The organism is Lachnospiraceae bacterium JLR.KK002, from assembly GCA_036941025.1.
Lineage (GTDB): Bacteria > Bacillota > Clostridia > Lachnospirales > Lachnospiraceae > Petralouisia.
In genome coordinates, this window is record JAYMNP010000001.1 from 1817568 (window position 1) to 1836507 (window position 18940).

At 47.3% G+C, this 18940-nt stretch carries 19 protein-coding genes and 1 riboswitch; all 19 genes read right to left on the reverse strand.

Features of this window, described 5'->3' with window-relative positions; translation table 11 throughout:
* Positions 1–209 precede the first annotated feature (209 nt).
* The 19 genes from VSQ32_08780 to VSQ32_08870 all read right to left on the reverse strand — a co-directional run bounded on the left by VSQ32_08780 (position 210) and on the right by VSQ32_08870 (position 18926).
* Positions 210–524 (reverse strand): DUF5668 domain-containing protein, encoded by a 315-nt coding sequence (locus VSQ32_08780; GenBank protein MEH2942954.1) that lies wholly within the window; start codon positions 522–524, stop codon positions 210–212.
* Positions 521–1057: a hypothetical protein gene (locus VSQ32_08785; protein ID MEH2942955.1), complete on the reverse strand. Its 537-nt coding sequence runs from the start codon at positions 1055–1057 to the stop codon at positions 521–523. The genes VSQ32_08780 and VSQ32_08785 overlap by 4 nt, the downstream gene beginning before the upstream one ends.
* Positions 1054–1716 carry a hypothetical protein gene (locus VSQ32_08790; protein MEH2942956.1) on the reverse strand — a complete coding sequence of 221 codons (663 nt, stop codon included), beginning with the start codon at positions 1714–1716 and terminating at the stop codon, positions 1054–1056. The genes VSQ32_08785 and VSQ32_08790 overlap by 4 nt, the downstream gene beginning before the upstream one ends.
* The gene (locus VSQ32_08795) at positions 1713–2249 is read right to left on the reverse strand and encodes a sigma-70 family RNA polymerase sigma factor (protein MEH2942957.1); all 537 of its coding nucleotides are present in this window, start codon (positions 2247–2249) and stop codon (positions 1713–1715) included. Before VSQ32_08795 ends, VSQ32_08790 begins: the two co-directional genes overlap by 4 nt.
* Before the next feature lie 213 nt (positions 2250–2462).
* Positions 2463–3356 carry an L-serine ammonia-lyase, iron-sulfur-dependent, subunit alpha gene (gene sdaAA / locus VSQ32_08800; GenBank protein ID MEH2942958.1) on the reverse strand — a complete coding sequence of 298 codons (894 nt, stop codon included), beginning with the start codon at positions 3354–3356 and terminating at the stop codon, positions 2463–2465.
* A gap of 106 nt (positions 3357–3462) precedes the next feature.
* Positions 3463–4161 carry an L-serine ammonia-lyase, iron-sulfur-dependent subunit beta gene (sdaAB, locus tag VSQ32_08805; protein ID MEH2942959.1) on the reverse strand — a complete coding sequence of 233 codons (699 nt, stop codon included), beginning with the start codon at positions 4159–4161 and terminating at the stop codon, positions 3463–3465.
* Between the two features lie 40 nt (positions 4162–4201).
* Complete coding sequence (locus VSQ32_08810; GenBank protein ID MEH2942960.1) at positions 4202–5368, reverse strand: FprA family A-type flavoprotein; 1167 nt, start codon at positions 5366–5368, stop codon at positions 4202–4204.
* A gap of 105 nt (positions 5369–5473) precedes the next feature.
* Positions 5474–6859 (reverse strand): NADPH-dependent glutamate synthase, encoded by a 1386-nt coding sequence (gene gltA / locus VSQ32_08815; protein ID MEH2942961.1) that lies wholly within the window; start codon positions 6857–6859, stop codon positions 5474–5476.
* Positions 6859–7746, reverse strand: coding sequence for a sulfide/dihydroorotate dehydrogenase-like FAD/NAD-binding protein (locus tag VSQ32_08820; GenBank protein MEH2942962.1), 888 nt, complete (start codon positions 7744–7746; stop codon positions 6859–6861). Before VSQ32_08820 ends, gltA begins: the two co-directional genes overlap by 1 nt.
* 103 nt (positions 7747–7849) lie before the next feature.
* Positions 7850–8383: a hypothetical protein gene (locus VSQ32_08825; GenBank protein MEH2942963.1), complete on the reverse strand. Its 534-nt coding sequence runs from the start codon at positions 8381–8383 to the stop codon at positions 7850–7852.
* Between the two features lie 20 nt (positions 8384–8403).
* On the reverse strand, positions 8404–9135 hold the full coding sequence (locus VSQ32_08830; GenBank protein MEH2942964.1) for an ABC transporter permease: 732 nt from the start codon (positions 9133–9135) through the stop codon (positions 8404–8406).
* A 3-nt stretch (positions 9136–9138) separates the two neighbouring features.
* Positions 9139–9978, reverse strand: a complete 840-nt coding sequence (locus VSQ32_08835) for an ABC transporter ATP-binding protein (GenBank protein MEH2942965.1) — start codon at positions 9976–9978, stop codon at positions 9139–9141.
* Positions 9975–10667, reverse strand: coding sequence for a precorrin-2 C(20)-methyltransferase (cobI, locus tag VSQ32_08840; protein ID MEH2942966.1), 693 nt, complete (start codon positions 10665–10667; stop codon positions 9975–9977). The genes VSQ32_08835 and cobI overlap by 4 nt, the downstream gene beginning before the upstream one ends.
* Positions 10668–10716: 49 nt before the next feature.
* Positions 10717–11508, reverse strand: a complete 792-nt coding sequence (locus tag VSQ32_08845; protein ID MEH2942967.1) for an ABC transporter ATP-binding protein — start codon at positions 11506–11508, stop codon at positions 10717–10719.
* 14 nt (positions 11509–11522) lie between these two features.
* Positions 11523–12506, reverse strand: coding sequence for an iron ABC transporter permease (locus VSQ32_08850; GenBank protein MEH2942968.1), 984 nt, complete (start codon positions 12504–12506; stop codon positions 11523–11525).
* A gap of 179 nt (positions 12507–12685) precedes the next feature.
* On the reverse strand, positions 12686–13915 hold the full coding sequence (locus tag VSQ32_08855) for an ABC transporter substrate-binding protein (protein ID MEH2942969.1): 1230 nt from the start codon (positions 13913–13915) through the stop codon (positions 12686–12688).
* Between the two features lie 12 nt (positions 13916–13927).
* Positions 13928–14839, reverse strand: coding sequence for an iron transporter (locus tag VSQ32_08860; GenBank protein ID MEH2942970.1), 912 nt, complete (start codon positions 14837–14839; stop codon positions 13928–13930).
* Between the two features lie 15 nt (positions 14840–14854).
* On the reverse strand, positions 14855–16138 hold the full coding sequence (locus VSQ32_08865) for a sirohydrochlorin cobaltochelatase (protein MEH2942971.1): 1284 nt from the start codon (positions 16136–16138) through the stop codon (positions 14855–14857).
* A gap of 504 nt (positions 16139–16642) precedes the next feature.
* A riboswitch (cobalamin riboswitch) is annotated at positions 16643–16841 on the reverse strand.
* A 129-nt stretch (positions 16842–16970) separates the two neighbouring features.
* Positions 16971–18926 (reverse strand): fructose-bisphosphatase class III, encoded by a 1956-nt coding sequence (locus VSQ32_08870; GenBank protein ID MEH2942972.1) that lies wholly within the window; start codon positions 18924–18926, stop codon positions 16971–16973.
* Positions 18927–18940: the final 14 nt, after the last annotated feature.

Sequence of the window (18940 nt, forward strand, 5' to 3'; positions counted from 1 at the left end):
TGGTATTTTCTGAAAAAAGAATGCGTTCAGCGCATTCTCCGCGCGCGAGCGGATTGCGCAGCAATAAACTTCCTCTCCGCGAGCTGCGCATAATTGTTTTGTCTTACAGGAAATACTTTCATGCTTCAGTGTGACATGGTATTTCCTGTAAGATAAAAAAGAACTGGCCTGCCGCAGCATTACCAGCTCTCTTTTTCGCGAATATTTTATCAGTAGTAAACCACTCCGTACTGTGCATAAAAGTTCATACAGTATTCCAGAATCCCCATACCTGCTGCAAAGCAGGCCAGAAGAAACACCAGGAAAATGGCCCCTTTATCGTATCTGAGTATTTCTTCCTGCCCCTCTCCTTTCTTCATATTGGAGGCGAGCAGTTCTCCGCCCAGTGCAATGAGTATCAGAGGCCACAGCTTCATGATAATTTCCAGAGACAGGGGCGGATAAAACATATGCACCATAAACAAAATTCCAAAAAGTATCATCAGGATTCCACATGTAATGCTTCCAACTCTTCTGGTTCTCATTTCATCAGCTCCTCCTGCTTCCCGTCTTTTTCCTCCAGTTCTCTTTTCTTACCCCGAATCAGGTAAAGTCCGCCCAGTATCAGCAATATGCTTACGCATACTCTGGGAACGCTGTCCATAATATTCCAGTAAATTTCACCTGGAATCAGCCACCGCAGATAATCCATCATATAGTCCCACAGCATGGCCGCTCCAATGATAATCAGCACTGCAGCCAGAATATTGTTCCGTTTTCTGTCCCATTTTTCCAGCGGAAGCATCCGCTCCAGATGAAACAGATAATCGTCTTCCAGTGCATAAAATTCTTCATCTGACATTCCCCGGATATTGTGCACATTAAAAAAGCTGTAGCACCACAGAATCGGCAGTATGAAAAGTACCGGCCCAATGCTTAAAAATGCCGCCAGGAAAATCAGTATCCAGAACACTGCCATAATACTGGCCCCCTGTTTCATAAATCCCATGTACATTTCACCCGCCCCTGGTATCAGGGAAAAGCAAAAGGCTAAAAATCCGTTTTTCTTCTTTGTCATCTTGTTACCTCCTGATTTCTTTCATTTTCAGAACCATCCATTTCTATACGGAATAATCCGCTGCTGATATCATTTAGCAGCCCGGTGATTTCTTTACTGTGGCGCCTCAGTTTGCCCACAACGCCTTCTTCTCTCTCCCGGCTCTCCTGTGTCTGTTCCGTCCGGTGATTTTCCAATACATTCGGCTCCAAATTCTGTACATTGGCCGTTATCGTCAGCAGAAAGATAGAAGCGGCCACCGCCAGCCCCACTTTCAGACTGTAAATCATAAGCTGTACCTGTCTGGAAGTCTCTTTCAGCTTTACAGACGCCTGCACGTCAAGCTGCCGGGTTCTGTTTAAAATCTCTTCTTTTAAATACCGGGGCGGCTCTTCCTGCATACTCTGTGCAAATTTCCTGCATTCTTCCGGCTTCCCGTCTGAAATCAGCTCCGAATCCTCATATTCCGGGAACCCTTCTTCCATCCAGCTTCCAAACCGCTCCGCACAGAAGGTACAGGCACCGATATGGGTGAAAAAATCTGTTTCTTCCGGCTCTTTCAGTTTTCCCTCCTGCCAGTCGCAGAACAGGTCCCTGGAAATATGCACTGTTGCAGGTGTATGCGATGTCCGTTCCGTCCCTTCGGTATAAGTTCCTTCTTCCGTATGGTTTCTCGTCATCCGGCAGCCCTCCCTTCCATTATTTTGCGAATCATGGCTTTTGCCCGGTAAATCTGCGTCTGGACCGTTTTGATTCCTTTCTCTGACTCTTCCGCAATTTCCCTGGCTGTTTTCTCCCGGTAAAAATGTTCCGTGGCAATTTCCTTATAGGGACTTTTCAGGCTCTGACAGACAGTGTAAACATATTCTTTTGATTCCCGCCTTAAATAAGCCTCCTCCGGACTTTCCCCGTCGTCTTTCAGTTCTTCAAAATACGTATCTTCTTTCGGCTCGCTGCGCCTTTTTGCGCTTTTTAAAAAATCAAGCCCTTTGTTGGTTGCAATCTTGCATATCCAGGCCTTTTCATAATCTTTCTGAAAGGTGGCAAGATTTTTATAAACAGATAAAAAAGTTTCCTGTGTCAGATCTTCCGCGTCAAACTGGTTGCCCGTCATCTTAAAGCAGATGGAATACACCAGTCTTTCGTATGTATCCAGCAGGTAACCAAAATATTCTTCTTTACCGATTCTATCCGCCTCCTTTCGTTTCTTCACTACCTGTCATTTATCTATAACGAAGGCGCCGGGTATATGACTTCAATATTTTTAAATACTTTTAAATATTTTTAAACAAAAAAAAGAATGCACATAACGCATTCTCTGTGCGCCAGCGGATTGCGGAGCAATACATTTCATCTCCGCGAGCTGCGCATATTTTTTCTTCTGCAGGAACGGACTTTCATGCTTTCGCATGACAGGTCTTTGCTGTTACTGCCTGTTTCTGTCTCTTTCCGGCTTCACCAGTTCTTCCATCACTTTCAGTCCCGTGGGCGTGGCCGCAAGGCCCCCTTCTCCTGTTTCTTTCAGGGAACAGGGCAGAGCCATCCCTATGGTGCGCATGGCGTCGATTACTTCGTCCGGCGGTATCCGGCTGGTAATCCCGGCCATGGCCATATCCGCGCTGGTAACAGCGTTTACGGCTCCAATCACATTCCGCTTCACGCAGGGCACTTCCACCAGCCCTGCCACCGGGTCGCAGACCAGGCCAAGGAGATTTTTCAGCGCTATAGCGGCGGCATGGATAATTTCCTGTTCCCCGCCGCCCATCAGGTACGCAAGGCCTCCGGCGGCCATGGCGCTGGCGCTTCCGATTTCTGCCTGGCAGCCTCCCGTGGCTCCTGCAATAAACGCCCGCTCCGCAATGACGGTTCCAATGCCTGCGGCAGTGAACATGGCCTCCGTCATCTTTTCACCGGATACGCCAAAACAGTCCTGATACGTGAGAAAAACTGCCGGCATCACCCCGCAGGAGCCTGCGGTGGGCGCCGCCACAATCCGCTTCATACAGGCGTTAGATTCTCCCATTTTCAGTGCCCGTATCATGACCTGGCTCATAAAGCTGCCGGAAATGGTATTCCCGGCCTTTAAGGCTTCCTCCAGTTTCTGCCCGTCCGTTCCCACCAGGCCGCTGGCAGATTTCAGTGTTCCGTCGTAAGATTCATCCGCCCTGCCCATGGTATCATACATATGCCGCATGGCAGAGAAAGTTTCTTCCTCTGATACCATGCGTTCTGACATATCATCTTCCATCACAATACGGAAAAAGGGCTTTTTCTGTTCTGCGGCGGCAGTTATAATTTCATTCAGCGAGTGAAAACTCATGATTTGCACCAGGTCTCAGGCGAAAATACCTGCATTTTCGTCTGAGGCGCAAACGCAAAGGGTGAAAGATGTGTGTTTGCATTTTACCCTTTCTTCTGTTTTTCTTTCACCCTTTTTCTTCTTTTTCTTCCTGTTCTTCCTTTTCTTCTTCCAGGCTCAGATAGGTAACCTTGTGGATTCCCTCTAATTTTTCCAGCCACTTTATGGATTCCCTGGGAACTTCCTTATCACATTCCAGCACCAGCACCGCATTTCCGCCCCGCTTGTCCCGGTATAGCTGCATGGTTGCAATATTGACGGATTTATGGGCCAGCATGGAAGTAACTTCCGCCACATGTCCCGGCTCATCCTGATTCCGTACAATCAGCGTGGGATAGTCTCCGCAGAAGTTAGCTTCCACTCCGTCAATCTCACAGACTTTAATCCTTCCGCCGCCCAGGGATGAAGCCACGACTTCCAGATACCGTCCTTTTGTTCCGGTCAGCTTCATCAAAACGGAATTGGGATGGGCGTCCCGCAGTTCAATTCCCCGGAAGGAATATGCAAGCCCCATTCTGTCCGCCCAGGCGAAACTGTCCGGTATTCGTTCGTCGTCCGTACTCATTTTCAATAATCCTGCTATCAGTGCACGGTCCGTTCCATGGCCTTTCCCCGTCGCAAGGAAAGAACCGTGCAGGCAGATTTCCGCTTTTGCCACCGGCTCGTTCAGCAGCCGCCGGCCAATATGGCCGATGCGCACCGCTCCCGCTGTGTGGGAACTGGACGGCCCTACCATCACAGGCCCCACAATATCAAATAAATTCATAATTTCTCCTGTTCCCGCTCCCGCAGCCTGCAGCAGAATACTATTTTCCTGTCAGTTCCTCTGCAAGGGCTTCCATTTCCGGAATGTCAGCCTCTTTCATCACCGACTTAATGGAAACCACTTTGTCACAGATGGTAATGTCTTTCATCTGCTCCAGAACAGCTCTCATGGTTCTGGCTGCCACCGGAGCCCAGGTTCCGTTCTCAATCAGAGCAACGGTGCGCTTCTGGAAATTCTTGCTCTTTAAATGGTGCAGGAAGTCTTCCATGCAGGGGAATACCCCTCCGTCATAGCTGGCTGCCGCAAGCACCATTTTGTCATAACGAAACGCATCTTCAATTGCCTCCGCCATGTCGTCTCTGGACAAATCGGTAATGGCCACTTTTTTCGCTCCTTTTGATTCCAGGATTTCTTTCATCTTAATGGCCGCCTTTTTGGTGTTTCCGTGAATGGAGGCATAAGCCACCAGAATTCCTTCATCTTCCGGCTGATAACTGCTCCAGATATTGTATTTTTCAATATAATAAGCCAGGTTTTCTTTTAATATCGGGCCGTGCAGAGGGCAGATCATGGCGATATCCAAAGCTGCTGCCTTTTTCAGCAGAGCCTGTACCTGCGCACCGTATTTCCCCACAATATTGAAATAATATCTTCTGGCTTCACAGGCCCAGTCTTCTTCCGTATCCAGCGCGCCGAATTTTCCGAATCCGTCTGCGGAGAACAGAATTTTCTCTGATTTCTCATAGGAAACCATCACTTCCGGCCAGTGTACCATGGGGGCCATCACGAAAGTCAGTTCATGGGTACCCAGATTCAGAGTATCTCCTTCTTTTACCACCAGGGAACGGTCAGATAAATCCATTTCAAAGAACTGCTGAATCATCGGAAAGGTTTTGGCATTGCCCACTACCTTCATGTCCGGATATTTCTCTGCAAGAATCTTCACATTGGCCGCGTGATCCGGCTCCATATGGGAAACCACCAGATAATCCACGGTCCTTCCTGCCAGAGCTTTTTCCAGATTTTCCAGCCACTCGTCTTTCCTTCTGGCGTCCACGGTATCCATAACCGCGGTTTTTTCATCCAGAATTACATAGGAATTGTAGGATACTCCGTTTGGAATCACATACTGGCTTTCAAATAAATCAAGATCTTTGTCGTCTGCGCCAATATATATGATATTGTCTGTAATTGTTACATCCTTCATACTTATTATTTTCCTCCTGAATTTTTGTATAAAAACTCTTCTGCGAGTTCTGACAGGAAACAGGGACTGCCAGAACCTGGCAATCCCTATTCCGGCTATTCTATTTTACTTACCGGAGAGATATTCGTCAATACCTTTTGCGGCAGCTTTTCCTGCGCCCATAGCAAGAATTACCGTTGCGGCTCCCGTTACCGCGTCGCCGCCTGCAAATACGCCGGGCTTGCTGGTTGCCCCGTTTTCTTCTTCTGCCACAATACATTTCCAGCGGTTCACATCCAGCCCTTTGGTGGTGGAGGAAATCAACGGATTGGGAGAAGTTCCCAGAGACATAATCACCGTATCCAGCTCCAGTTCAAATTCTGAATCCGGAACCTCCACCGGTCTTCTTCTGCCGGATTCGTCAGGCTCGCCCAGCTCCATACGAACACAGGTCATACCCCTGACCCAGCCGTTGTCGTCTACCAGAATTTCTTTCGGGTTGGTCAGCAGGTTAAAAATAATGCCTTCCTCTTTCGCATGATGCACTTCTTCCACACGGGCCGGAAGCTCCGCTTCGCTTCTGCGGTATACCACATATACTTCCGCACCCAGCCGGAGAGCCGTTCTGGCTGCGTCCATGGCCACGTTGCCGCCGCCTACTACCGCAACCTTCTTCCCTTTCATAATAGGGGTATCATATTCTTCCTTAAACGCCTTCATCAGATTATTTCTGGTGAGGAATTCATTGGCGGAAAAGACGCCGTTGGCCTGCTCGCCGGGGATTCCCATAAATTTGGGCAGCCCTGCGCCGGAACCGATAAACACCGCTTCAAAGCCTTCTTCTTCCATCAGCTCATCAATGGTGCCCGCTTTTCCGATTACCACATTTGTCTCAATTTTTACACCCAGGGATTTTACATTTTCAATTTCCTTTGCCACCACATCATTTTTGGGCAGACGGAATTCCGGAATTCCGTAAATCAGCACGCCGCCCGGCTCATGGAGGGCCTCAAATATGGTTACGTCATAGCCCATTTTTGCCAGGTCCCCGGCACAGGTCAGTCCCGCCGGACCGGAGCCGATCACTGCCACTTTATGGTCTTTTTTCTCTGTTGCAGGCTGAGGTTTGATGTTATTCTCCCTTGCCCAGTCTGCGGTAAACCGCTCCAGCTTTCCGATGGAAACCGGCTCTCCCTTTACGCCCCGGACACATTTTCCTTCACACTGGCTTTCCTGCGGACAGACACGTCCGCACACTGCCGGAAGGGCGCTGGATTTACTGATGGTCTGATAAGCCTCCTCGAATCTGCCTTCTTTAATCTGGCCCACAAATCCAGGAATATCAATGGCTACCGGACAGCCTTTGACACACTGGGCATTTTTACAGTTCAGACATCTCTCTGCCTCTTCCATGGCTTCTTCTTTATTATATCCAAGGCACACTTCCTCAAAATTTGTGGCACGTACCTGTGGTTCCTGCTCTCTTACCGGAACTTTCTTCCATACATCCATTATCTGTCACCTCCGCAATGTCCGCATCCGCCGTGGTGGGTATCTCCCTCCGTGAGCTTCAGCATGCTTCTTCCTTCTTCTGTCTTATACATCTGCTGGCGTTTCATGGCCTGGTCAAAATCCACCAGATGGCCGTCAAATTCCGGACCGTCCACACAGGCAAATTTCACCTGGTCTCCCACCGTTACGCGGCAGGCGCCGCACATGCCCGTTCCGTCCACCATAATGGGATTCAGGGAAACAATGGTGGGTATCTCCAGCTTTTTCGTCAGGAGGCAGACAAATTTCATCATAATCATAGGGCCGATTGCGATACACAAATCGTATGTATTTCCATTCTGAACCAGCTCTTCTAACTGATTGGTGCCCATTCCGTGGAATCCATAGCTTCCGTCATCGGTGGTCACATGGAGATTTCCCGCCACTGCTCTCATTTCCTCTTCCAGAATCAGCAGGTCTTTTGTCTTGGAGCCCATGATGACATCACAGCTTACGCCCTGTTCATGAAGCCATTTTACCTGAGGATACACCGGGGCAGTTCCCACGCCTCCGGCAATAAATACAATTTTTTTCTGTTTCAGTTCTTCCACAGGAGTTTCCGTCAGTTCGGAGGCACATCCCAGCGGCCCCACAAAATCCTGAAATACGTCTCCTTCTTCCAGCGTTTCCATCCGCTGTGTGGATGCTCCCACAATCTGGAAAACAATGGTAACGGTTCCTGCTTCCTGGTCATAATCACAGATAGTAAGAGGGATTCGCTCGCCTTCTTCATCCATTTTCACAATTACAAACTGTCCCGGCAGACAGGATCTGGCCACACGGGGCGCCTTAACATCCATAAGAAAAATCTTATCTGCCAGCTTTCTCTTCTTTACGATTGGGTACATACTTAAACCTCCGCCTGTTTCCTCTTCTACGTGTTATAAAGGCAGCGAATCAGGTTTCGCTGCCCGCTATCAGTTTTTATTCTAATATACTTCCTGAGAAATTTCAATTACTTTGTGAAATCTTCTTTTTCACAACATAGTTCAGCACACCGCCGATTACAATAATTGCAAAAGCCACACACAGCACTCTTTTTGCTGCCTCCTGAGGCAGCTCGCTCCTGCTCCCTATAGAATCCCGGTAAAAGAAAAGCTGGTAATGAATTTCTAAAGGATTCCCCATGGCAGTGGTATCTGCAATAACGTCCATTTCTTCATCCCAGCAAAGAACCGGTATCTCAAAAACAGAATTCATACCCTCTTCGCTCTGATTATAATAAGTAATCCCGTCTGCAATCATATAATCATAATTGGGACTGCTCCACTGGATACGGGCAACGGGTGTTCCGTTTTCCACGGTGAGCAGGGTTGGAGACGTAACAGAGGCTTTTCCGCTGCCGCCGCTTATATCCAGGGACACGCTGTATTCCCCGTCCTTCGGGGCAAATCCGCATAAAAAAAACAGAGCAAGAGCAAGCACAGCCCAAACCATGCTCCTTCTGCCATATTTCTTACCTCTCATAAATACTTTTTCAGACATAGTTTCCTTTCACACTCCCGCTAAAGATTCTGTTTCCGATAAACAAACCATAATCCGGCTGCTGTTAAAACAGACAGATACACAAGCAGTATCAGAATCCCCAGCGGATCCCAGCTTTCGCTGTAAGCAATGTGGCGCACCAGACCGCTGGTTTCTGACAATGGCAGAACGCCTATCACGTTCCGAATTCCCTTCGGCATATTTTCTGTTGAAATAAACGTATTACACAAAAAAGCCATGGGCATAATCAGATAATTGGAAAATCTCGGCACATCCGCATGATTTCTTGCCAGAAAGGAAACCACCACGCCCAGAGCTGAAAAGACCGCACCGTTTAAAAACAATATCAAAAATGAAAATCCGTTAAAAATCAAACCGGTATGTATTGGCCATACCAGCAGTAAAATGATACCGCCTGCATAAAGTCCCCGGACAGAGCCTGCAATAATCTGCCCTGCCATAAACTGCCACAAAGGCGTCGGAGAAATCATAACCTGGTCAAAGGCTTTTTCATAGAGCCTCTGAACATTCAGGTTCTGGGCAATGGCATTGAAGCTGCCATTCATGGTGGTCAGCGACACAACCCCTGGTATCAGATAGTGAAGATATGGCTTTCCGTGGGACATGGTCTGGATTCCCAGGCCAAAAACCAGAAGATACATAAGAGGCGCAATCATGGCTGCCAACGTGATTTTGTAAAAATCTCTGCGGAATTCCACCCACTTTTCCCATAAAATTGTAATTATTCCCATTTTTCACCTGACCCCTTCTCTTTTTGCCCGTTCCACAAATACATCTTCTAATGTGGTATCCCGCAACTGAACACTGCCATCTGTCCGGGCAGCAAATTCCAGCGCTTTTTCCTTTGTATGGAAATAATGGCTTACTCCTTTGTCTCCGGCAGTTTCATCCACGGCAAACTGTCCCAACCCACAGATAAAATGTCCAGGCGTGTCGATTTCTTCTATCTTCCCATGGCTCATCATAGCCACTCTGGCACACAGCTTTTCCGCTTCTTCCATATAATGTGTGGTCAGCAGGATGGTCAGATTTCTTCCATTTAACTGCTTTAACAGGTTCCACATCTGTCTCCGGGACACAACATCCATCCCGGCCGTCGGCTCATCCAGCAGCAATATCTCAGGGTCCGTCAGAAGAGCCCTGCACACCATCAGCTTCCGCTTCATCCCGCCGGACAGCTTGCGGACCGTCTTTTTCCGGTCACGGGTCAGCCCGCAGAATTCCAACAGTTCTTCGCTCTTTCTGCGGATTTCCTTTTTCGGCATATAATAAAGCCGCCCCTGATATTCCATAATCTCATCCATGTTCATGTCCTGGCGCATGGAATATTCCTGTGTAATGACGCTGATCTTCCGTTTCAAATCAGTTCTCTTTCGCGTGAGCAGCTCCCCGTCTATAAAAATTTCCCCCTGCGTGGGCAGAAGGAGTGTGGACAGCATACCAATCGTGGTGGTTTTTCCGGCTCCGTTTAAACCAAGCAGCCCGAAAAATTCTCCTGTTTCAATGATCATGCTGACAGAATCTACTGCGGTAAACTGATCAAACTTTTTAGTCAGATTTTTTAATACAATCATATCTGCTCCGTTTCCTTTGAAATAATCAGGGAATAGTATCCTGCCGTGTCCGGTATATCATCCACATGAAAATAAACCTGCTCTTTTTCTGTCCCGCAGTTTTCAATCATAACCGCGTCCCGTCCGCTCTTCTTTAAAATCTCCTTTACCTGACTCATTTTACTGCCTGATTTCATCAGGACACAGGTTCCCGAATCAGGTAGCCTTTCCGACAGATTGTGGACAGCCGGAAAAATATGGATCTGTTCATTCCATATGGCCAGCGGCATGTTCATCCTGGCTGCCACCGCACAAAAAGAGGGAACTCCGCTGACCAGCCTGGTCTGAAATCCGTCTTCTTCCACAATCTGCTGAATATAGGTAAACGTAGAATAGACAGCAGAGTCCCCCAGCGTAAGGAATACCACATTCTGTCCCTGTTTCAGATATGTCTCCACACGGTCTGCGCCTGCTCTGTGACATTTCTTCTGTTCTTCCTTATCGTGAGTCATGGGCATATACACAGGAATCAGCCCTTTCTCCGCAAGCTCCGGAACTGCCGCCGAGGCAATCTGATATGCCACCGTTTCCTTTGGATTTTTCCCCGGCAGGGCTATCACATTGTTTTCTTTAATCAGTTTCACCGCCTTTAACGTCATAAGTTCCGGATCTCCGGGCCCTACCCCAACTCCGTATAATATTCCATTCATATTGCCGTACCTCTTTTCCAGTATTTTTTCATCCCTTCTTCCATTTATTTCAGGGCCCTGCGCTTATCTGTCTGATATATGCGGAAAGTTTTTCATTTCCCAGGAAGCTCCCCTTTTTCAAATCAAAAAGCCTTTCAATAAAATCTGATTCAAAAATCTCTTCCGGCGTACCATACCGTTCCACGTATCCTCCCTTCAGACAGAGTATTTTATCAGAGACAATCTTTGCAAGATCCAGTTCATGCAGAGACATAATCACCGTAAGCCCTTTTTTTTCTCTCAGTTCCTGCAATATGGATAAAAAATCCAGCTTATATCTGATATCCAGAAAAGATGTGGGCTCGTCCAGTATCACCAGCTCCGGTTCCTGGCAGATGGCTCTTGCAAGCATCACACGCTGTTTCTGCCCGTCGCTGATTTTATCAAATTCCTGTTCACAGATATCCGTAATATGGGTCAGTTCCATCACTTCATCCACAATCCGTTCATCCTCCTGCGACAGAACGCCAAACCATCCGGTATAGGGATATCTGCCCGTTGCCACCACATCCCGGCAGTTTTTCATCTCTGCTCTCACCTTCTGGGTGAGCACCACCGACATTTTTTTTGCCAGTTCTCCCCCTTTCAGTTCTTCTGACTTATCACCGCCAAGATATATTGCTCCTGCAATCAGAGGCAGCTGCCCCACAATACTTTTTAATACTGTGGATTTACCGGCTCCGTTCGGTCCAATCAGGCTTAAAATTTCTCCTTTCGGCAACGCGATTTCCACCTCTTTAATCAGCGGTTTTCCGTCATACCCCACACACATCTTCTTTGTGGAAAAATAATAATCTTTCATGGTTTTTCCTTTACTTATACATGGTTTTCTTTTCGTCTTTTTATCATAATCCAGAGAACCACCGGCGCGCCGAAAATGGCGGTTACGGTGCTGATACTCAGTTCCGTAGGAGCCAGCAGCGTTTTGGCAAGCAAGTCGCATAACAGGCAGAACACGCTTCCGCCCAGAAAACAGGCAGGTATCATAAAGATGGGTTCCGCCGTATTCAAAAGTTTCTTAACCAGATGAGGCGCGGCAATTCCCACAAAGGAAATCGGCCCTGCAAAAGCTACGATACATGCCGATAAAATACTTGAAAAAATCACAATGCATATCCGGAGAAGACGGATATTCACTCCAACATTCCTGGCATAGGCATCCCCCAGCTGATAGGCGGCAAGGGGCTTGGACATAAGGAAAACAGCAAATACAGTGATAGAAACCACTGCCGCCATCACTTCCACGCTGCTCCATGTCATGCCGGAAAAACTGCCTCTGGACCAGTTGTGCAAATTTACAATATCCGCATCTTCCGCAAAAGTCACCACCAGCTCCGTAATAGCAGAACATATGTACCCAATCATAACGCCGCTGACCACCAGCATTGACATATTGTTAATTTTGCGGGACATCAGCAGGACAAATCCCATGGACAACATGGCTCCGGCAAATGCGGCAGAAATCATGGCAAGGGACGACACCCGGACGCCGCTTCCCATGAGAAAAACCATGACAAGAGCCACCATCATTTTTGCACCGGAAGAAATGCCCAGCACAAAAGGCCCCGCAATGGGATTATTAAAAAATGTCTGTAACAGATATCCCGCAAGAGAAAGAGCTCCTCCAAGAATCAGAACCGCCATTGCCCTTGGTAGCCGGATATCCCATAAAATTCTGGTCACTGTCTCACTGCTTTTCTGTCCGGCAAGCTCCGACAATGTAATCCTGACGCTCCCAATGCAGATATTCAGAATAAAAAAAAGCAATGCCCCAATTCCCAGAAGAAGAAAAACCATCATATATCTGTACGTTCTGTTTCTTTTACCATGATTCCGTTTTCCAAGTATACAGGAATTCCCGGAATGTTTTTCAGATTTGCCAGTCACAATACCAATCTCCTGATTCTTTTCTGTTTCTGCAGAAAAATTTGCATTTTCTCATGCTAACGAATTTTCTCATGCTAATGAATTTTCTCATGCTAATGAATTTTCCCATCCGGCAGACGAAAAAGATAATGCATATCCTCTTTTTCCCCCTGAATCATTTTATGGATATCTTCCAGCAAATAGCCAACCGAAAGGGACTGCTGATACATATCATTGGTGGTGCACCAGACATTTCCTTTTTTTACCGCTTTAAAATCTGCCAGAACCTCACACTTATCCAGGAGTTCTTCCACACTGGACACGCCGCCGTCTATGGAACTGTTATAGATCAGGAAATCAGCGTCTTTCGCACCGACATAAAATTCCTCTACCTGCATGTTCAGGGTGGAACGCCTGTTTTCCGGATCTCCCAGGTCATCAAAAATATACTTTCCTCCTGCCAGTTCAATCATTTTCGGCACATAATCCGAAGACTGGCGTACCTGTACCATTCCATTGGAAGTGATAAAAAAGAAGGCCACGGTTCGGTCCGTTTTTTCGGCCGCGCTTACTTTTTCAAGAATCACCTGCTGCTCCGCGAATATCCGTTCTGCTTCTTCCTCTTTTCCCAACAGGGCACCGTAAAACTTCACCCATTCCACTCTGCCAAGGGGGTGGGGCTCATAACTGGAATAATCCGTCACTGAAGGAATATGAAACTCTTCCAGCTTCTCCGTCACTTCCGGGGCATGGGAAATCATCATGTTTTCTATGGCAAGGGTACAGTGCTCCGACACAAGCAGCTCATAATCCGGCCTGTTATATTTGCCTGCATAGAGAATATCGCCCTGTTCCATTGCCTTTCGAGCCTCTTCAATATACCAGCCCTCTTCTTTCTGGCCGGAAAACCGGATTGCATCCAGCCCGTCCAGCTCACGGAACATATCCATCACGGAGGACGCCACCAGATAAATATCTTTTACAGGGTGCTTCAATATCACCGGCTCCTGATTCCCGGTCTGCATACCGTCAACTATGATATCCGTATTCTCCGGTACTTCTCTGCCTTCCGGTACTATCAGAAACCGGGCACCGTCCATGGTCGTGGTCAGCAGAGTATATCCGTCCTCGTAATAATCCACGGTAAAATTTTCAGCATAATCCAGTTCCATACTGCCTTCATGTACCAGCACCGGTCCGGTTTCCCCCGCTTCCGACTCTGATTTTTCTTCCGCCCTTTCGGCAGGTTCCGGTTTGGAAGCAGAGGAAGGACCGCCACAACCTGACAGCCACAGCAGTCCTGCAAAGAGCAGTAATATTAATTTCTTTCTTCCTCTCATCATATCTCCATACAGTTATCCTTTTTTCACTGTTTCTGAATGAAATGTCAGCGTGTATTCTATTTCATGGGGCTTACTCATTGCCACCGTATCTCCAATAACTTCCATTGGTATATCAAATCCGGAAACGGGAAATTCAAACACAGATCCGCCTTCCGTACTGACCGGAAAATACTTTTCTCCTTCCACAATCATATAATCGTAGTCCGGACTGCTCCACTGTACGGTTGCCAGCGCTTTTCCATCTGTTACTGTAAGTGCTGCAGGCGATAAAATCTCCGTTCTTCCGCTTCCGCCTTCCAGAGTAACTTCCACACTGTAGGTACCGTCTTCAAAATCTTCCGCTCTTCTGGCCTGCGTGCCATTTTCCTGCGCCTTCCCATCTTTTCCCTCCGTGTTATTTTCCAGGGGAACCGGATTTGAAACACTGACTTTGTGGTCATACCATTTCCCCTTTGTTCCAATCAGCGCCAGGTCAAATTCCTTTTCCAACGCCGGAACAGGCACATCAAAGCCATACACCTTCTCCGTCATGCCATCGCTGTATGTGACCATATCTTCTGTGGGAATAAGCAGTTCTGCTCCTTCTTTCCCGGCGTCATCGGCAGTTCCCGGATAAAGATTTACGATATTTTTGGAGGCAAGGGAGATATGTATGGTCATTTTCCCATTCTCTACGGTCAGGGTTCCTCTGTCGTCACAGGCCTCGCTTACGTGAAACATACCGCTGTCTGTTTTAAACTCCGCAAGATATGTCCCGTCCGCCAGTTCTTCCGCATCTGATTCAGCCGGAACTTCTGAAGATGTTTCCGGTACCTGTTCTGACACGGTTTCCGAATGATTTTCTTTCACACGTTCCGTATCTCCGCAGCCGCCAGCCAATGCGGACAGAAGAAACAGAACCATGATTCCCACATATTTCTTCATCTTAATCCCTCAATCTCACTGTTCATTCATTGCAACTGTCGTATGCTCCACATAAAGTTTCTGAACGGCTTCAATGGAGCCAAGACCTGTAATCTGTGTCTCCACACTGTCGAAATCACCGGACGCCCTGAACATACTGACCCAGGAATCCTCATCTTCTCCTGCCATATCATTGTTGGCATGATCGCCTGCCACAACCATCAGGGGACGGAGAATAACTTTTTTGTACCCCGCCTGCTTTACTGCCTCAATCACTGCCTCACAGGAGGTATCTTCCGGTTCCCCTTCTACGGTTCCGATAAATACATTCTCATATCCAAGAGCTCCCATCTGGGACTGCATCTGGCTGTAAGACACCTTTGCCGTATGAGAAGTGCCATGGCCCAAAAATACGAAAGCCGCACCGTCTTCTTTTGCCGCTTCCAGGCTGTCGTATCCGCCATCCTGCACTGCCGCTTCCGTAAGGGCTTTTGCAACGGCCTCTTTATCTTCATTGATTACAGAAGCATCTTCTCCGACTTCACCAAGCAAAGGCTCTGCCACTTTTACCGTTTCGAATTTCTCCCGATATGCTTCCACGGATTCCATCATCTCATCATATTCTGCCCCGTGCATCAGATGGGTAGGCTGTATTACAAGATTCTTTACTCCGTTCGCCACCGCACGTTCCAACGCCTGTTCCATATTGTCAATATGATCTCCGTCACGGGCCTGTACATGGTTAATAATAATCTGTGCGGTAAAAGCCCTTCTTACGGACCAGTCGGGATTTGCTTCCTGCAGTGCGTCTTCAATGCTTTTGATGTCATCCACGCGGCTGCTGTTAAAGGAGGTTCCGAAGCTGACTGCCAGAATTTCATTTTCACCAATGTCATCCTGATTTCTCGTATCATCTGCAGAGGCATCTCCAGTATCTCTGCCAAAATAATCGGGATCTGCATTTTCACCTTCCACCAGTTCTTTCTGTTCATCTGTCAGGGCATCCCAGGCAGCTTTTGCCTGAGTACACTGTTCGTCCGTATTTCCAGTCCTCTCCTGCACATAAATTGCATCAATCAGGGCGGCAGCCTCATCGGCAGCAGCCTGATCCGTGTTTGCCTCCTCTTTTCCTTCTTCCGGCTCTTTTTTATTGGCTTCTGTCTGCTCCGTATCTGCCTTTTTCTCTTCCGGCGTTTTATTGTCTGCTTCTGTCTGATTCGTATTTTCGGCAGTCTCCGAAGTTTCCTTTGAACAGCCTGCCAAAGCCAGGGAACAGGTCATCACACCCGCCAGTAAGGCAACCAAAAATTTCTTTTTCATTTTTCTCTCCTTTTCCTGTTGTTACCAAAATGGTAGTATCTATGCAGAATATCCTTTCCGATATTCTGTGCCGCTTTGCGGCAGCATCTTTTGCAAAAGCGCTTTACAAAACAAAATGGGCAATTCCGCTTCAGCTCCTCTGGCCCCTCATTCTTGAGAGGGTGCACACTTTGACGCGCGCGAGCGGATTGCGCAGCAACAGATTTCCTCTCCGCGAGCTGCGCATCTCGCCCGGAGGGCTTTATCTTATAGGAAACCTATATACTTTACCACTTCACAGTAACACGATATTTCCTGTAAAATAAAAAATGTGCAGCCCGCATTTCTCACACGCGAGTTGCACATCACATTTTCACATTACAGAATCTCCTTAAAAAATTTCTGTAATAAAAAACTTTACCATAAAAAACTACGGTAAAGGATTCATACATTTTATCACAGATCTGCAGACATTTCTCTGCAAACCCAAGCGTACAACCAGTCACTCGTGGCTTGAAATAATATATTTCTGTACAACATCCAGGCAGGTTTCCCGACTTAACAATCATCACATCAGCCACCTTCCCAGTTTCCCAGTGGTATATCGGCTTCTGCTCCCTTATTACGGTGACGAGTTCGCATGGGATTCACACCCATTTTCCCTTTTCACCAAAATAATATATGTTTTACATATTATTTTGACACCTGTATGCAATTTATTTAATTTTCTACAGTATACCACACATTTCTGAAATGTCAATACCTGCCAGATTTTCTTTTTCCTGGGGTCAGCACACCCGAAGAACAGAAAAATCGGAAGCCGTGAAAAAATTTACGGCTTCCGGCATATGATTTACTGCCGCTCCACAATGGTCCCTTCCCGATATGCACACAGCAGTTTTTCCAGTTCTATGATATTTTCTTTGATTTCCTTGCCCACATCGGTGTCGGCTACGGTTCTTCGCAGATTCACATGCTGTACCAGCATCATATGGGAATGAATGTCGCTTCCGTTCTGCACTGCTTTTTCCACTGATTCAAAAGGCTCGTGGGCGGCAAGCAGCAGACCGTAGGAATTGTAAATCAGGGTATAGCCTGCAATTCCCGTTTTGGGCTGATAGGCCTTGGAAAAACCTCCGTCAATAATCAGCAGCTTTCCATTGCATTTCACCGGAGATTCTCCCCGCTTTGTCTCCACCGGCACATGGCCGTTGATAATATGGGAGTCCTCGTCTTCCAGTCCGAATTCATGCAGAATTTTACTGACAATTTCCTCCTGCTCCAGCAGACGGTAATAGGGATTTTTAGGCTCTTTATGGGTCTTTTTGTCTGCAATAAAATACCGTTCAAAGGTGGTCATTTTGGATTTTCCAAATACCGGGGAATTGGCGTTCTGCCAGATGAACCACAGAATGTCCAGCCCTTTCTGCTTCTCTGTTTTGTCTATGGAATAATATCCTTTCCTGGCATAGTGTTCCAGCACGTCATATAAAGCCTTACCGCTGTATTCTCCATCGTAAATGCGCACTTTCTTAAAGGTTCCGTCCTCATTGAAAGGAACGCAGCCATGATACAGAAGGTTTCCATTGTATACTTTATACAGGCTTCCCTTGGTAAACAGAAACCGGATGTGCTTCTGAAGTTTTTCACAGTTGATAAAAGCAGTCACCAGACGGTCCACCACATCTGCTTCCTCCGGAGACAGCTCATAGGGATTTTTCATATCTATGGTGGGGAAGCAGGTATCTTTCAGCGGATAGGTTTTTCCCTCTACCTCTACGGTTCCCTTCTCCAGATCCATTTTGTCCAGCAGCAGCCGGTGGTCCATCTGAAATTCCGGATGTTTTTTCATAAGCTGGCCTTCCAGTTTGAACTGGATTATGGCTATGGCCTTGTGCATTTTTTCATCTAACTGCACATCTTTCACATCGTATTCGTCTTCCCGGTAATCCAGGTGGAAAACGTCACAGGGGTCTTTTGCATACTTGTCCAGCGCAAACCTTACCAGCGGAATCAGATTGATCCCATACCCGTCCTCTAACGTATTCAGGTTTCCGTATTTTGCTGAAATGCGGATGACGTTTGCAATGCAGGCAGGATTTCCTGCAGCCGCCCCCATCCACAGCACATCATGATTCCCCCACTGAATGTCCACGGAATGATGTTCCATCAGGGTGTCCATAATCAGATTGGGATAGGGGCCTCTGTCATAAATATCTCCCACCACATGCAGGTGATCCACAATCAGCCGCCGGATTAAATTGCAGAACGCAACTACCAGCTCCGAGGCTCTTCCGGTGCGGATAACGGAATTGATGATTTCGTTGTAATATGCTTCCTGGTCTGTCACATCCGGCCGCCCGGTGAGCAGTTCCTCGATTACATAGGCAAAATCCTTTGGCAGAGCCTTGCGTACTTTGGAACGGGTGTATTTGGAGGAAGCGCCCTTGCAGATGCGGATCAGGCGGTACAAAGTCACCTTATACCAGTCCTCCAGATTTTCCTCCTGTTTTAACACCTGCTTTAATTTTAATTCCGGATAATAAATCAGAATGGCAATGCTTTTTTTCTCTGCCACAGAAAGGCTGTTGCCGAATTCTTCTTCAATTTTCCGTTTGATTGCTCCGGAACCATTTTTCATTACATGCTGGAACTGGTCGTATTCCCCGTGAATGTCCGTAATAAAATGCTCTGTCCCTTTGGGCAGGCTGAGAATCGCCTGCAGATTCACGATTTCCGTGGCTGCTGCCGGAATCGTAGGATATTGTTTTGCCAGCCCTTTTAAATACCTGATTTCTCCTGTTTCCATTTACTGTTCTCCCT

Coding starts and splice junctions, on each gene's coding strand:
- VSQ32_08830 (MEH2942964.1), bottom strand. CDS start 9,135: ATGGGAATAATTACAATTTTATGGGAAAAGTGGGTGGAATTCCGCAGA.
- VSQ32_08870 (MEH2942972.1), bottom strand. CDS start 18,926: ATGGAAACAGGAGAAATCAGGTATTTAAAAGGGCTGGCAAAACAATAT.
- VSQ32_08820 (MEH2942962.1), bottom strand. CDS start 7,746: ATGTACCCAATCGTAAAGAAGAGAAAGCTGGCAGATAAGATTTTTCTT.
- VSQ32_08825 (MEH2942963.1), bottom strand. CDS start 8,383: ATGTCTGAAAAAGTATTTATGAGAGGTAAGAAATATGGCAGAAGGAGC.
- sdaAB (MEH2942959.1), bottom strand. CDS start 4,161: ATGAATTTATTTGATATTGTGGGGCCTGTGATGGTAGGGCCGTCCAGT.
- VSQ32_08845 (MEH2942967.1), bottom strand. CDS start 11,508: ATGAAAGATTATTATTTTTCCACAAAGAAGATGTGTGTGGGGTATGAC.
- VSQ32_08850 (MEH2942968.1), bottom strand. CDS start 12,506: ATGATGGTTTTTCTTCTTCTGGGAATTGGGGCATTGCTTTTTTTTATT.
- VSQ32_08835 (MEH2942965.1), bottom strand. CDS start 9,978: ATGATTGTATTAAAAAATCTGACTAAAAAGTTTGATCAGTTTACCGCA.
- sdaAA (MEH2942958.1), bottom strand. CDS start 3,356: ATGAGTTTTCACTCGCTGAATGAAATTATAACTGCCGCCGCAGAACAG.
- VSQ32_08860 (MEH2942970.1), bottom strand. CDS start 14,839: ATGAAGAAATATGTGGGAATCATGGTTCTGTTTCTTCTGTCCGCATTG.
- gltA (MEH2942961.1), bottom strand. CDS start 6,859: ATGGATGTATGGAAGAAAGTTCCGGTAAGAGAGCAGGAACCACAGGTA.
- VSQ32_08780 (MEH2942954.1), bottom strand. CDS start 524: ATGAGAACCAGAAGAGTTGGAAGCATTACATGTGGAATCCTGATGATA.
- VSQ32_08865 (MEH2942971.1), bottom strand. CDS start 16,138: ATGAAAAAGAAATTTTTGGTTGCCTTACTGGCGGGTGTGATGACCTGT.
- cobI (MEH2942966.1), bottom strand. CDS start 10,667: ATGAATGGAATATTATACGGAGTTGGGGTAGGGCCCGGAGATCCGGAA.
- VSQ32_08855 (MEH2942969.1), bottom strand. CDS start 13,915: ATGATGAGAGGAAGAAAGAAATTAATATTACTGCTCTTTGCAGGACTG.
- VSQ32_08790 (MEH2942956.1), bottom strand. CDS start 1,716: ATGACGAGAAACCATACGGAAGAAGGAACTTATACCGAAGGGACGGAA.
- VSQ32_08810 (MEH2942960.1), bottom strand. CDS start 5,368: ATGAAGGATGTAACAATTACAGACAATATCATATATATTGGCGCAGAC.
- VSQ32_08785 (MEH2942955.1), bottom strand. CDS start 1,057: ATGACAAAGAAGAAAAACGGATTTTTAGCCTTTTGCTTTTCCCTGATA.